Origin of the sequence: Desulfobaculum xiamenense (assembly GCF_011927665.1) — a bacterium.
Classification (GTDB): Bacteria; Desulfobacterota; Desulfovibrionia; order Desulfovibrionales; family Desulfovibrionaceae; genus Desulfobaculum; species Desulfobaculum xiamenense.
Genome location: NZ_JAATJA010000003.1, coordinates 173,637 through 187,543, shown reverse-complemented (window position 1 = coordinate 187,543; position 13,907 = coordinate 173,637). Strand labels below are relative to the sequence as shown.

General features: G+C 62.8%; 13 protein-coding genes. All 13 read left to right on the top strand.

The features are described from left to right. Positions 1-12 precede the first annotated feature (12 nt). Positions 13-660 carry a response regulator gene (locus GGQ74_RS13690; protein WP_167942156.1) on the top strand — a complete coding sequence of 216 codons (648 nt, stop codon included), beginning with the start codon at positions 13-15 and terminating at the stop codon, positions 658-660. A gap of 33 nt (positions 661-693) precedes the next feature. After that, positions 694-1,095 carry a YccF domain-containing protein gene (locus GGQ74_RS13685; protein ID WP_167942155.1) on the top strand — a complete coding sequence of 134 codons (402 nt, stop codon included), beginning with the start codon at positions 694-696 and terminating at the stop codon, positions 1,093-1,095. Between the two features lie 158 nt (positions 1,096-1,253). Beyond that, positions 1,254-3,608 (top strand): N-acetylmuramoyl-L-alanine amidase, encoded by a 2,355-nt coding sequence (locus GGQ74_RS13680; protein WP_167942154.1) that lies wholly within the window; start codon positions 1,254-1,256, stop codon positions 3,606-3,608. Positions 3,609-3,719: 111 nt separating this feature from the next. After that, positions 3,720-4,532: a response regulator gene (locus GGQ74_RS13675; RefSeq protein WP_167942153.1), complete on the top strand. Its 813-nt coding sequence runs from the start codon at positions 3,720-3,722 to the stop codon at positions 4,530-4,532. Positions 4,533-4,813: 281 nt separating this feature from the next. Beyond that, complete coding sequence (locus GGQ74_RS13670; protein WP_167942152.1) at positions 4,814-5,854, top strand: threonine aldolase family protein; 1,041 nt, start codon at positions 4,814-4,816, stop codon at positions 5,852-5,854. A 134-nt stretch (positions 5,855-5,988) separates the two neighbouring features. Then, positions 5,989-6,717: an amino acid ABC transporter ATP-binding protein gene (locus GGQ74_RS13665; protein WP_167942151.1), complete on the top strand. Its 729-nt coding sequence runs from the start codon at positions 5,989-5,991 to the stop codon at positions 6,715-6,717. Between the two features lie 81 nt (positions 6,718-6,798). Next, positions 6,799-7,626 (top strand): ABC transporter substrate-binding protein, encoded by an 828-nt coding sequence (locus tag GGQ74_RS13660; protein WP_167942150.1) that lies wholly within the window; start codon positions 6,799-6,801, stop codon positions 7,624-7,626. A gap of 88 nt (positions 7,627-7,714) precedes the next feature. Continuing rightward, entirely contained in the window at positions 7,715-9,511 is a 1,797-nt protein-coding gene (locus tag GGQ74_RS13655) for an amino acid ABC transporter permease (protein ID WP_167942149.1), read from the top strand. Positions 9,512-9,528: 17 nt separating this feature from the next. Continuing rightward, the gene (locus tag GGQ74_RS13650) at positions 9,529-10,014 is read left to right on the top strand and encodes an asparaginase domain-containing protein (RefSeq protein WP_167942148.1); all 486 of its coding nucleotides are present in this window, start codon (positions 9,529-9,531) and stop codon (positions 10,012-10,014) included. Positions 10,015-10,291: 277 nt separating this feature from the next. Continuing rightward, on the top strand, positions 10,292-11,104 hold the full coding sequence (locus tag GGQ74_RS13645) for a phosphate ABC transporter substrate-binding protein (RefSeq protein ID WP_167942147.1): 813 nt from the start codon (positions 10,292-10,294) through the stop codon (positions 11,102-11,104). A 145-nt stretch (positions 11,105-11,249) separates the two neighbouring features. Next, on the top strand, positions 11,250-12,113 hold the full coding sequence (gene pstC, locus GGQ74_RS13640; RefSeq protein WP_167942230.1) for a phosphate ABC transporter permease subunit PstC: 864 nt from the start codon (positions 11,250-11,252) through the stop codon (positions 12,111-12,113). Between the two features lie 138 nt (positions 12,114-12,251). Beyond that, positions 12,252-13,070: a phosphate ABC transporter permease PstA gene (gene pstA / locus GGQ74_RS13635; RefSeq protein ID WP_167942229.1), complete on the top strand. Its 819-nt coding sequence runs from the start codon at positions 12,252-12,254 to the stop codon at positions 13,068-13,070. 151 nt (positions 13,071-13,221) lie between these two features. Beyond that, positions 13,222-13,905, top strand: coding sequence for a response regulator (locus tag GGQ74_RS13630; RefSeq protein ID WP_167942146.1), 684 nt, complete (start codon positions 13,222-13,224; stop codon positions 13,903-13,905). Positions 13,906-13,907: the final 2 nt, after the last annotated feature.

Here is a 13,907-nt window from a genome sequence, read left to right as displayed (position 1 = left end):
GCGGGAGACGACATGGGCATCAGGGTAGTCATCGCCGACGACCACAAGGTCTTTCTGGAGGGGTTGTGCTCCCTCATCCACGAGGAAGATGACATGGAGGTCGTGGGGCAGGCCGCGGACGGGCTTGAACTGCTGGACATGGTGGAGCGCCTGCGCCCCGACGTGGTGGTCACGGACATCAGCATGCCCGGCCTCAACGGGCTGGACGCGGCCCAGCGCATCGCCGAGTCGCACCCGCAGGTGCGGGTGGTCGCGCTGTCCATGCACAGGGACAAGCAGTTCGTGCGCGAGATGCTGCGCAACAACGCCAAGGGCTTTCTGCTCAAGGAGTGCTGTTTCGACGAACTGGCCGAGGCCATCCGCTTCGCCATGCGCGGAGAGTTGTATCTGAGCCGTCCGCTCAAGGAATTTGTGGTGCAGGACTATGTGGCCGGGCTGCGCGGGCCGGACGACGCCGCGCCGTGCGCGCTCTCCGGGCGCGAACGCGAGGTGCTCCAGATGATCGCCGAGGGGCATTCCACGCGCGACATCGCCGAAATCCTGCACATCAGCGTGAAGACCGTCGAAACCTATCGGCGGCAGATCATGACCAAGACCAACATCAAGACCGTTGCCGGGCTGACCAAGTACGCCATCCGCGAGGGGCTGACCTCCGTGTAGCGCGGCGGTCCGGACGATTTTTCGGAGACACGCATGATACGTTTTCTGCTCAATGTTCTGTGGTTGGTGCTTGGCGGGCTGTGGATGGCCATCGGCTGGTGGCTCTCCGGCGTCATCATGATCCTGACCATCATCGGCATCCCGTGGGCGCGGTCCTGCTTCGTCATCGGGACCTTTTCGCTGTGGCCCTTCGGGCGCGTGGTCATGGATCGGCAGGACGTCACCGGGCGCGAGGACATCGGAACCGGAGCCCTCGGACTGGTGGGCAATGTCATTTGGTTCGTCCTGTGCGGCATCTGGCTGGCCATCGGCCATCTTCTGGCGGCCTTCGCCAATTTCGTGACCATCATCGGCATTCCCTTCGGCTGGCAGCATCTCAAGCTGGCCGTCATCTCGCTGGCTCCCATTGGCCGGACCGTCGTCGTGCGCGATTGATCGGTCCGGATTCCGGTGCGGCATCCCATGCGGCGGGCAGCATCCCGCCGGACTTGCGAAGAAGGTGCAAACGCGGGTATATGAGCGAAGTTCAAAACGAAACATTTCTGTCCGGCGCTAACGCCGGTTCATCCTTTTCGGCAGTTCGCACGGTGTCCATGCTTCATGTAATGTTCGCCACGCTTTCCTCGCGCCTTGGTGCGCGCGCCCTTGGCCGCTGTGTCGCCCTTGTTCTGGCGGCGGCGCTGGTGCTGTCCCTTACGGGGGTGGCCCACGCGGCCGGTCAGCGCGAGGCCTTCACCGATGCGCTGGCGCGCTTCAAGACCGTGTCCGATTCGCAGCGCCTGTCACAGCGCAAGGACATGTGGCTCGATGCGCATGCCCGGTTTCTGCGCGTGCTGAACATGGACCCGAACAGCCCCTATGCGCCAAAATCCCTGTATTACATGGCCCGCTGCCACGAGGAGCTGGCCCTCAAGTCGTGGCTGAAGTCCGACGCCCGCCGCGCCGTGGATGCCTTCCAGCGCGCGGCGAATCGCTTTCCGGCCGGGCATAGCTGGGTGGACGACTGCCTGTACCGCAAGGCGGCTCTCGCCTACGGCCGTCTTGGCGACCGCGCCGGGGCCGAGGCCGATCTGAAGCTCATTTTGCGCAATCATGCCGGGGGCGATCAGGTCGCTGCGGCGCGCAAGTTGCTGGCGGAGATTCGGGGCGAGGGTGCGACGTCCAAGGCCGCTCCGGCAAGGGACGAGAAGCCCGCAGCACCGGCGGCGAAAGTTGCGCCAGCCGCGCAGAAGGCGCGCCCCGTGCCCGCCAAGGTCCGGGCCGACTACACCGCCGCCGTGGAGCGCCACCGCGCGCTCAAGGCCGATTCCAAGGCCGGGCGGGATGCCTTTTTGCGGCTGGCCCGCACCTTCTCCGAGCTTTCCGCCGTGCGCGACGCCGGAACCTACGCCGGACGCAGCGCGTATTTCGAGGGGCACACCTACGTCGAGCTGGGACGGCGCTCCCAGCGCAAGGATGATTTTCAGGCCGCCGCCGATGCCTATCAGCGGGCCTTTGACCTCTTTGATCCTGCGGACTCGTGGCGGGATGATGCCCTGTACCGCAAGGGCCACGTGGAATTCGCCTACCTGCATGACGAGGATCAGGCCTACGCCGATCTGCTGCGGGTGGTGCGCGAGTTTGCCGATGGCGACCAGCGGGCTGCCGCGCGCAGGATTCTGGACGAGATGGACTCCGCCGGAGCGACGAGCGCCCCGTCGGCCCCGGCTGCGGCCCCGGTCGCGGTTACGCCGTCTGGCACTTCCGGCGGCTCCGGCGGCGTGGCGCGCCTCACGGACGTCCGTCACAGCAGCGGTGACGATTTCACGCGCGTAGTGCTCGACATCGACCATGAGGTGCGCTTCGAGGATCACACGCTGCCGCCGGACCCCCAGCACGCCAAGTCGCACCGCATGTTCATCGACCTGCATGGCACTCGCCTCGCCCCGGACCTCGCGGCGCGGGTGGACGTCAAGGATGGCATCCTGAGCGGGGTTCGCGCCGGTCAGAACGACGCGCAGACGGCACGGGTGGTTCTCGATTTTCAGGAGCTCAACAAGTACCACCTGTTTACACTGGAAAATCCGTTCCGCATCGTCATCGACGTGTTCGGCGAGAACGGGGCCGCGCCGTCCGCGCCCACGGCGGTGGCCGTGGCTCAGCCCGCGCCACGCCGGACGCCGGAGCCGCCGCACAAGCCCACGGCCAAGGATAAGCAGGTGGCCAAGGATGTGCTCTCCCAACTGGGCATGACCATCCAGACCATCATGATCGACGCTGGCCACGGCGGAAAGGACCCCGGTGCGCTCGACTACGAGACGGTAAAGAGCGGGGGCAAGAACAAGCGCCGCATCCGCACCAAGGAGAAGGACGTCACCCTGCGTCTGTCGCGCATCCTTGGCGCGAAGTTCGAGGCCAGGGGATACCGGGTGCTCTACACCCGCACCGGCGACAAGAAGGTGCAGTTGGAGGACCGGGCCATGGCCGCGAACCTCAAGAAGGCGGACCTTTTCGTGTCCCTGCACTGCAACGCCAACCACGATGCGTCCGTGCGTGGATTCGAGACGTACTACCTTGGCAAGGCGCGAAATGACATCGTCCTGCGGCTGGCGGCAAAGGAAAACAACGTCGATCCCGTGCGCATAAGCGATACGCAGAAGATCGTCATGGACCTCGTGCACAGCTTCAAGATCAAGGAATCGCAGGTGCTGGCCAAGCACGTGCAGAAGAACTGCGTGTCGACGCTGCGCAGGAAATACAAGGGCGTTCGGGACCACGGTTCCCGAAGCGCACCGTTCTTCGTGCTTATCGGCGCGCGCATGCCCGCCATCCTCGTGGAGACCGGCTACATTTCCAATCCCACGGAAGCCCAGTGGCTACGCAGCGACGCCTACCTCGATCGCGTGGCCGACGGCATCGTCGGAGGCGTCGAGGCCTACCGAAAGGAATTGGCGCAGGTCGGTCCCTGATAGGGATGACCGGTCTTTTCCTGTCGTGTGAAATCTGGCATAGACTGATGGTGGGACCATACGCAATTCCGGCCGGGCGCACGCGCCCAAACCGCCGATGAAGGGGAAATCATGGTTCAGGATACGGAAGTTTCGCCCGCGATGCGGGTGCTCGTCATCGAGGACAGCAATGTGCAGGCTAAGATCATCTCCCGCCACATCGAGGGGGTGACGAACTTCAGCACGGTCTGGGCCGGGACGCTGGAGGAGGCCAAGAGCATCATCGCCGAGATGCGTGAGGAACTCTTCGTGGCCGTGGTGGACCTCAATCTGCCGGACGCCCCGGACGGCGAGGCTGTCGATCTCACCATGTCCTATGGATTGCCGAGCATCGTGCTTACGGCGACCTTCCACGACGAGGTGCGCGACAGCCTGCTTGAGCGCAACGTGGCCGACTACGTGCTCAAGGAGAGCATCGTGGTGCTCGACAGCGTGGTGGATTCCCTGTCCCGCCTGTTCAAGAACCAGTTTCTCAAGGCGCTTGTGGTGGACGACTCCCGCGCGGCCAGAAATCTCGTTCGCAACCTGCTCGAAATCCAGAATTTTCAGGTGCTGGAGGCTGGGGACGGGCAGGAGGCGCTGGAGGTTGTCGCCGCCACTCCGGACCTGCGCCTCGTGGTGACGGACTGGGAGATGCCGCGCATGGACGGCTTCACGCTGTGCGGTGAGTTGCGTAAGGCGCACAAGAAGGATTCGCTGGCCATCGTGGGCATTTCCGGAGCGGGTGGATCGGCCATGACGGCGAAGTTCCTCAAGCTCGGAGCCAACGACTTCCTGGCTAAGCCCTTCTCCGCCGAGGAATTCTCGTGGCGGGTGAATCAGACCATGGAAATGGTGGAGCTGGTGAAGGAACTCAACGAATGTCAGGAGCTGCGCAGGAAGTAGTCCTGCGTTGCCAAAGCGTTTTCAGGGGCGGCGATTCTCGCGAATCGCCGCCCTTTTTCATGATCGTGCGCATTTCTCCGAGTTTTTCGATAGGTGCGCCTTTCGAAATTGAAAGCGCGCAACATCCCGGCGCAATGGAATCTTTTTGCCGGGCGAGCGGCAGCTCAATCCGTGAACGGCGTAAATCGGGAGGCGGGTGGCTTTACCTCGGGGATGATTCCGAGTACACATGGCCCTTCGATTCGACGCAACACTTTCGATTCCCAAGACAAACAGGACGTATGCTAGGCGGCAAAACCTTCGCAAGCGACAACAACTCCGGCGTCCATCCCCGCGTGATGGAAGCGTTGACGCGCGCCAATGCGGGCCACTGCGTGGCCTATGGCGACGATCCGATCACCGCGTCCGCCCAACGGGCGTTTCGCGACACGTTCGGACCGAACGCGCATGTCTTCTTCGTCTACAACGGGACCGGCGCGAACGTCTCGGCGCTCTCGGCCATGCGGCGTTCGTTCCACGGTATCATCTGCGCGGACTGCGCACATGCGAACGTGGACGAATGCGGTGCGCCCGAATGCGTTTCGGGTTCCAAGCTCCTGCCCGTTCCCTCGGTGGACGGCAGAATCACGCCGGAGGGCATCGCTCCGAAACTGCACCACCTTGGCTTCCAGCACAGCTCGCAGCCGCGCGTGGTGACCCTCACACAGGCCACGGAATTCGGCACAGTCTACAGCCTGGACGACATCCGGGCCATCGCTGATTTCGCCCACGATCATGGTCTTCTGGTCCATATGGATGGCGCTCGTCTCGCCAACGCCGCTGCGGCCCTCGGGTGTTCCCTCGCGGACATCTCCGTGCGGGCCGGGGTGGACGCGCTGTCCTTCGGTGGTACCAAGAACGGCCTCATGTTCGGCGAAGCCGTGGTCCTCTTCGATTCCTCCCTTGTCGGAGACTTCCCCTACGTACGCAAGCAGTGCATGCAGTTGCACAGCAAGATGCGCTTCATCGCGGCCCAGTTCGAGGCCTATCTCACCGATGGGCTGTGGCTCGACAACGCTCGTAGCGCCAACGCCATGGCGCGGCTTCTGGCGGACAGCGTTCGCGACGTGCCCGGCCTTGAGCTGACGTGCCCTGTGGAGACCAACGCCGTGTTCGCGCGCATTCCGCGCGAGGCCGTGGAGCCTTTGCAGAAGCGATCCTTCTTTTATGTCTGGGATGAGGAGACAGTAGAGGTCCGTTGGATGACCTCGTTCGACACGACACCGGAAGACGTATCGGCATTTGCCGCCGATATCCGGGACGTGCTCGGCGAATGCCTGTAGTTGCCACGAATCCGTTGAAGGCGAAAAATGCGCACGTCATGCATGCTTTGCGGCATGTTGCGACGCACATTATACTCTGGTATTGAAACTCGTTTCCCCTTTTGGGGAGGCAAAACAGTTTCTGGAGGCTCTTCTTGATTCGTTTCAGCCGTGTCAACAAATGGTATGGCGACTTCAATGTCCTGCAGGACATCAACCTGCACATCAAGGAGGGGGAGGTCGTCGTTGTGTGCGGTCCCAGCGGCTCGGGCAAGAGCACGCTGATCCGCTGCATCAACAGGCTCGAACCCATCCAGAAGGGCGACATCGTCGTCGACGGCCATAACGTCAACGACCCCAAGACGAACCTGACCATGCTGCGCGCGGAAGTCGGCTTCGTCTTCCAGCAGTTCAACCTCTATCCGCACATGACGGTGCTCGACAACATCACCCTCGCGCCGATCATGGTTCGTGGGATGGAACGGCGCGACGCCGAGGATCTGGCCATGCAGCTTCTGGCCAAGGTCAACATCCCCGACAAGGCCGGGCATTTCCCCTGCCAGCTTTCCGGCGGTCAGCAGCAGCGTGTCGCCATCGCTCGCGGACTGGCCATGAAGCCCCGCATCATGCTCTTCGACGAGCCGACCTCGGCTCTGGACCCGGAAATGATCAACGAGGTGCTCGACGTGATGAAGACCCTGGCCCGTGAAGGAATGACCATGGTCTGCGTCACGCACGAGATGGGATTCGCCCGCGAGGTCGCGGATCGTATCATCTTCATGGACGGCGGTGTGCTCATCGAGGAAAACACGCCCCACGAGTTCTTCTCGAACCCGCAGAACGACCGCACCAAGGATTTCCTCAGCAAGATCCTGACCCACTAGGGCTTTCGCCCGGGGTCAGGTTTTTTGTTTCGGCTGGTTTTGCAATCGGAATCTCACACTATTCATTGCATGGAGGAAGGGATGAAACTGTGGAAGTTCGTAGCCGTGGCCTGCGTGGCCGCCCTGTTTACCGCTCAGGCAGCCTTTGCCGGATCCGTTTGGGATAACATCCAGAAGAACAAGGTCCTTCGCGCTGGCATCATGACCAACTCCATCCCCGGTGCGTTCTACGACGAGAACAACAACTGGGTCGGCTTCGACGTGGACGTCGCCGAGGAAGTCGCCAAGCGCATGGGCTGCCAGCTCGAGCGCGTCGCTGTGACGGACAAGACCCGCATCGCGTTCCTCCAGCAGGGCCGCATCGACATTTCCGTCGCCAACATGACCCACAAGCGTGAGCGCGATAAGTCCATCGACTTCTCCATCACCTACTTCTTCGACGGCCAGAAGGTCCTCGCCAAGAAGGGCACCATGACCACCTGGAACGACTTCGTTGGCAAGAAGATCGCCACCACCCAGGGTACCACGTCCGAGCTGAACATCAAGGCTCTTCTGAAGAAGCTTGGCGATCCCAACTACGAGAAGAACGTCATCTCCTTCCAGGACTACGCCTCCGCGTTCAACGCCCTGAAGATGGGCCGTGTGCAGGGCTTCACCACCGACTCCACCATCCTTCTCGGCTACGCCGCCAAGGAGCCGGGCAAGTACGAGCTGGTGGGCGAGTTCTTCTCCGACGAGCCTTACGGCATCGGCCTGCCCGAGGACGAGTCCAAGCTGCGTGACGCCGTCAACTTCGCCCTGCAGGACATGTGGAGCGATGGCACCTACATGAACATCTACAACAAGTGGTACGGCCCCGACACCCCGTACGCCTTCCCGATGACCGAGAAGATCGAGATGTGGCCGTAGGCTGATCCGTCGTTCACCGCAATGTGACCAACCGCATGAGCCCGGAGCCCTCCGGGCTCATGCATCTTCAAAAGAGACCGGTTGCCCCATGATCAGATACTGGATGGAAAAGCCCTGGGTGCAGTACCTCTCCCTGTTCACGCTCGTTGCGGGGATGGTCTACTACTGGGGATTCGTCTTCGAATTCGGCTACAAGTTCGACTGGAGCGTGCTCTTCGTCACCAACGAGACCTATGGCGAACACATGGGCCTGTTGCTGTTCAAGGGCTTGCAGGTCACCATCGAGATCACGCTCATCAGTTCCGCCATCGCGCTTTCGCTTGGTACGGCCTTCGGCCTCATGCGGGTGTCCACCTTCAAGCCCGCCTACCTGTTTTCCACTGCCTGTGTGGAGTTCTTCCGCAACACGCCGCTTCTGGTCCAGCTCTTCTTCTGGTACTTCGCGCTGCCCCTGGCCCTGCCGGAGGACATCCGCGAGTGGCTGTTCGCGCATAATTTCGAGTTCTGGAGCGCCACCCTTGGCCTCTCCATATACACCGCGTCCTTCATGGCCGAGGTCATCCGCGCCGGGTTGCAGTCCATCCCGCGCGGGCTTCTCGAAGCCGCCTATTCCAGCGGCCTCACCTACGTGCAGGTGCTGTGGAAGATCATCCTGCCCGTGGCCTTCCGCGCCATTATTCCGCCCCTTGGCAGCGAGTTCCTCAACAATATGAAGAACTCCTCGCTGGCCATGGTCGTTGGCGTGTCTGAGCTGGTGTGGACCATGCAGAACGTGGAGTCCCTGACCTTCAAGGGCTTCGAGGCGTCCACCGCCTCCAGCGTGATCTACCTGTCCCTGTCGCTGGTCATCTCCGCGGTGCTCAATGCCGTGAACCTGCGCCTGCGCATCAGCCCGGACGGACGCGTCAGCATGCCGGAGCGCATCCTCGGCCTGTTCCTCGATCCCCTCGCGCTCGGCATCCGCGTGCTCACCCGGCCGGTGCGTCGGCACATGCGCAAGCGCCAGCGCGAACGCCGCCTCGGCGGTGCGAGCTACTCGGCCGGGCGCGCCGCGCTCAATCGGACCGTGGCCCTGTGCTGGCGCGGCGTCGTGTTCGCGCTCAAGGCGCTGTTCGTCGGCGCCATGGGCTACCTCGTGTACCGCATTGGCGTGGGCCTGTATGACTACAACTGGGAAGTCATCGGCAACAGCCTGCCGCTGCTCCTGATCTGGCGTTTCCCCCACGGCAATCCCAACGAACTGTTCTGGGGGCTTGGCGGCCTGTCGTATTCCGTGCTCATGGCGGTCATCGCGATCTCGGTGAGCTTCTTCATCGGCATCGTGGTGGGACTTGGGCGCACGTCGAAGAACGTGCTGTTTCGCATTCCGAGCCTGATCTACATCGAGGTCATCCGCGGCAACCCGCTCATCATGGTCATCTTCTGGATCTACTTCTTCATTCCGATCCTTACCGGCGCGTATCTGGATGTGTTCTGGAGCGCCACGCTGGCCCTGACCATCTTCACCGGCGCGTACCTCGCCGAGATCGTGCGCTCCGGCATCGAGAACCTGCCCGCCGGGCAGTTCGAGGCCGCGCTGTCCACGGGCCTCGGCTACTGGCAGACCATGCGCAAGATCATTCTGCCGCAGGCTCTCAAGCAGATGATTCCGGCCATCGTGGGCCAGTTCATCGCCATCTTTAAGGATACCTCGCTGGCCTACGTCATTGGCGTTCTCGAACTGACCTTCGTGGCCCAGGGGCTGGATAACCGGCTCATGGTCTACTCCTTCGAGATTTACACCACCGTGGCCTTCCTGTACTTCGTGTGCTGCTACACGATGAGCGTGTATGCCAACCGGCTGGAACGCAGGCTGTCGCCAGACGCGGCGCGCCTGCAGATGTAACCCAGGAGGAATCGGGCATGATCCGCATTCTCGTCACCGGCGGAACGCTGGACAAGGAATACAACCAGCTCGACGGTGAGCTTGTCTTCACCAAGACCCACATCGCCGACATTCTTCGGCAGGCCAAGTGCACTGCCGAGGTCGCCATCGAAACCGTGATGCTCAAGGATAGCCTGCACATGGTCGATGCCGATCGCCAGCTTATTCTCGATCGGGTGCGCGCCTGTCCCGAGGACAAGGTCGTCATTACCCACGGCACGGATACCATGGCCGACACGGCCGCCGTCATCGGCCGGGCCGTCACGGACAAGACCGTGGTGCTCCTCGGAGCCATGGTGCCGTACTCCTTCGTCAACTCCGACGCCATGTTCAACCTCGGCTGTGCCTTCTCCGCCGTGCAGCTCTTGCCGCGCGGCAGCTACATCACCATGAACGGCAAGATCTTCAGCTGGGACAACGTGCGCAAGAACCGTCAGAAGGGCGAGTTCGAAACCCTCGGCTAGCCGCGCTCCGGCGCGACATCTCGCATCCAAAAGGCCCGTCGCGACATCGCGGCGGGCCTTTTCGCGTCCGCGCGGCGGGCGCTGGCATCGGCCATATTCGAGTTCCCATCTCTGTGGTATGATGGGCCGATTTCCGCAGCCTTTCTTTTTCCCGTCGACATGTCACACGCTTTCAAGCCTGCCGTCACCTGCCCGTAACCTGCGGTTTCTATCTAGACGATGCGACGATCATTTTCGGATCGTCACGCTCATGAAACAAACCTTCTGGAGGAAAGCGATGCGGATCAGACAGCTTCTCGTAGCGGCATTCATGGTGCTGCTCGTGGCGCAGGGCGCGTGGGCCGAAAGCCTGACGGTCAAGGGCTCCACCACGGTGCTGCCCATCATGCAGAAGAGCGTGGAGGCCTACATGAAGGCCAATCCCGACGTGGACATCTCCGTCTCCGGCGGCGGTTCCGGTAACGGCATCAAAGCCATCATCGACGGCACCACGGACATCGCCATGGCCTCGCGTTTCATGAAGGGCAAGGAAGTGACGCTGGCCATGGAGAAGGGCGTCTACCCCGTGCCCTTTGCCGTGGGTATCGACGCGCTGGTGCCGGTGGTTCACCCCACGAACCCTGTCGCCGATCTCTCCGACACGCAGCTTCGCGACATCTTCGCCGGACGGATCACCAACTGGAAGGAACTGGGCGGACCTGACAAGGAGATCGTGGTCATCTCCCGCGACACGTCCTCTGGCACCTACGAGACGTGGGAAGAGAAGATCATGCACAAGGACCGCGTGTTCGCCGGAGCGCTACTTCAGGCCTCCAACGGCGCGGTGGTGCAGGCCGTGTCCAAGAACCGCTACGCCATCGGCTACATCGGCTACGGCTACCTCGACGCCTCCACCAAGGCACTCAAGGTCAGCGGTATCGAAGGCAATCCCGAGACCGCTGCCAGCGGCAAGTATCCCATCGCCCGCTACCTCTACATCTTCACCAACGGTTGGCCTGAGGGCGAACTGGCCAAGTTCGTCATGTATCTGCTGAACCCCCGTCAGGGTCAGGTGCACGTCAAGGACGCCGGGTACGTTCCCCTCTACTAGGATGATCACGGGACGCCCACGACGCGGCGTCTCGGCATGAATGGAAAGCCCCCGTCCGCCCCTCGTCGGGCGTGCGGGGGCCAAAGCGCCCTCGGCAGAGGGCCGTAGGGAGACGCAGACCGTGAAACGCAGGCAGAAGGACAAGATGATCAGGATGGGATTCGCCACGTGCGCGTTCACCTCCATCATCGTGCTGGCCCTGATCATGATCTTCCTGTTCATGGAAGGGGTGCCCATCTTCGACGTGTACCCCGTGCAAAAGTTCCTGTTCGGGCGCGAGTGGTATCCCACGGCCGATCCGCCGGACTTCGGCATCTTCCCGCTTCTGGTCGGCTCCGTGTGCGTGACGGTGGCCTCCTCGGCCATCGCCATCCCGCTTGGCGTCATGACGGCCATGTATCTGGCGGAGATAGCGGGGCGGCGGGTGCGGGCGGTCATCAAACCCATCGTGGAACTTCTGGCCGCGCTGCCGTCGGTGGTCATCGGCTTCTTCGGCATGGTCGTCTTCGCGCCGTTTCTGCAGGATGCCTTCGACGTGGCGACGGGCCTGAACCTGTTCAACGCCGCCGTGATGCTGGCCTTCATGAGCGTGCCCACCATCTGCTCCATTTCCGAGGACGCCATCTTCGGCGTGCCCAAGGACCTCAAGGAGGCCTCTCTGGCCCTCGGGGCGACGCACTGGGAAACCATGTGGCGCGTGATCCTTCCGGCGAGCCTGTCGGGCATCTCCACGGCGGTGATTCTCGGCATGTCGCGGGCCATCGGCGAGACCATGGTCGTGCTCATGGTGGCGGGCGGAGCGGGGCTGATCCCGGATTCCATCTTCGATCCGGTGCGGCCCATGCCCTCGTCCATCGCGGCGGAGATGGCGGAGGCTCCCTTCCGGGGAGACCACTATTACGCCCTGTTCGCCACGGGCATCGTTTTGTTCGTGTTCACACTCGCGTTCAACGTGCTGGCCGACCAGATTGCCGAACGGCACAAGCAGGTCGGCGCGGCGACGCTCTAGATTCCGGAGGACTCTGTGCGAATGGGTATCGAAACGACATCTGGCGGCGCATCCGCCCAGTGCGGAGCGGGCATCGTGGAGGCCGCGTCGCCCTGTGCCCCCGGGCGTAGGCTCCGCCGCAGGCTGGCGGAACGGACCATGTTCGGGATGTTCCGCACGGCCGCCGGGCTGAACGCTGCCGCGCTGGTCATCATCTGCGGCTTCCTGCTCGTCAACGGCCTGCCCGCGCTATCGTGGGAGTTCCTGACGCAGGCGCCGCGCAACTCCATGACCGAGGGCGGCATCTTCCCCTGCATCGTGGGCACGTTCATCCTGTCCTTCGGGGCGATGGCGGTGGCCTTTCCGCTGGGCGTGGCCTCGGCCGTGTATCTCAACGAATACGCCACGTCGCGGCGACTGGTGCGGGTGATCCGGCTGGGTATCAACAACCTCGCCGGGGTGCCCTCGGTGGTTTTCGGGCTGTTCGGCTTGGCCTTCTTCGTCACCTTTCTGCGCATGGGCGTGAGTATCCTCGCGGGCGTGCTGACCCTTGGCGCGCTGGTGCTGCCGGTCATCATCGGCACGGCCGAGGAGGCCCTGCGCTCCGTGCCTGACACCTACCGCGAGGCATCCTATGGCCTTGGCGCGACCAAATGGCAGACCGTACGCAACGTGGTGCTGCCCACGGCGCTTCCGGGCATGTTGACCGGGTCCATCCTCGGCCTGTCGCGCGCGGCGGGCGAGACGGCGGCCATCATGTTCACCGCGGCGGTGTTTTATACGCCGAAGATGCCGAATTCCGTCTTTAGCGACGTCATGGCTCTGCCATATCACGTGTACGTGCTCGCCACCGCAGGGACGGAGATCGAGAAGACGCGTCCGTTGCAGTACGGAACGGCGCTGGTGCTCATTGGATTGGTCATCGGCATGAATCTCTTCGCGATCTGGCTGCGCGCACGTCTCCAGCGCAAGCGCTGACGCGTTGCTGTGGCGTGCGTTTTGCGGCCGTTGCGGGTGGGATGGAAAGATGTCACATGAATGTAACGGACGGGGGATAAGCGCGTCACCAAACGGTTGTTCAACGGATCGTGACATGACGCGACGCATTCACAGGCAAACGGGAGTCGAGATGCCGAACGAGACCATGCTCATCGTCGAGGATGACGAGGATATCCTCAATCTGCTGTCCTTCAATTTCGAGTCGGCCGGGTACGGCGTCATTACGGCGCGCGACGGCAACGAGGGGCTGGCCAAGGCCAGACGCCACAGGCCGGACCTCGTGCTTCTGGACCTCATGCTTCCGGGGCGCGACGGATTCGATGTCTGCCGGGAACTGCGGCGCGGCGAGGAGACGGCGGGCATGCCCATCGTCATGCTTACCGCGCGCGGCGAGGAAGTGGACCGCATCGTGGGGCTGGAGCTTGGGGCGGACGACTACGTGGTGAAGCCTTTCAGTTTCCGCGAACTGCTCCTGCGCGTGCGGGCCGTGCTGCGCCGGGCCGGGGCCGAAGTCCGGCCGCGAACCTTCTTCGAGCGCGACGGCCTGTCCATCGACATGGACGCGCACGCCGTGAAGGTGGACGGGGAGGACGTGGACCTGACGGCCACGGAATTTCGGCTGCTGACGGAACTCGTCAATTCGAGTCCGCGCGTGCGGACCCGCGATCAGTTGCTGTCGAGCGTGTGGGGTTATGAATTCGAGGGCTATGGGCGCACTGTGGATACCCATGTGCGACGGCTGCGCCAGAAGCTCGGCTCCTGCGCCGAACTGGTGGAAACCGTGCGCGGCGTGGGCTACCGCTTCAGGGAGTAGGA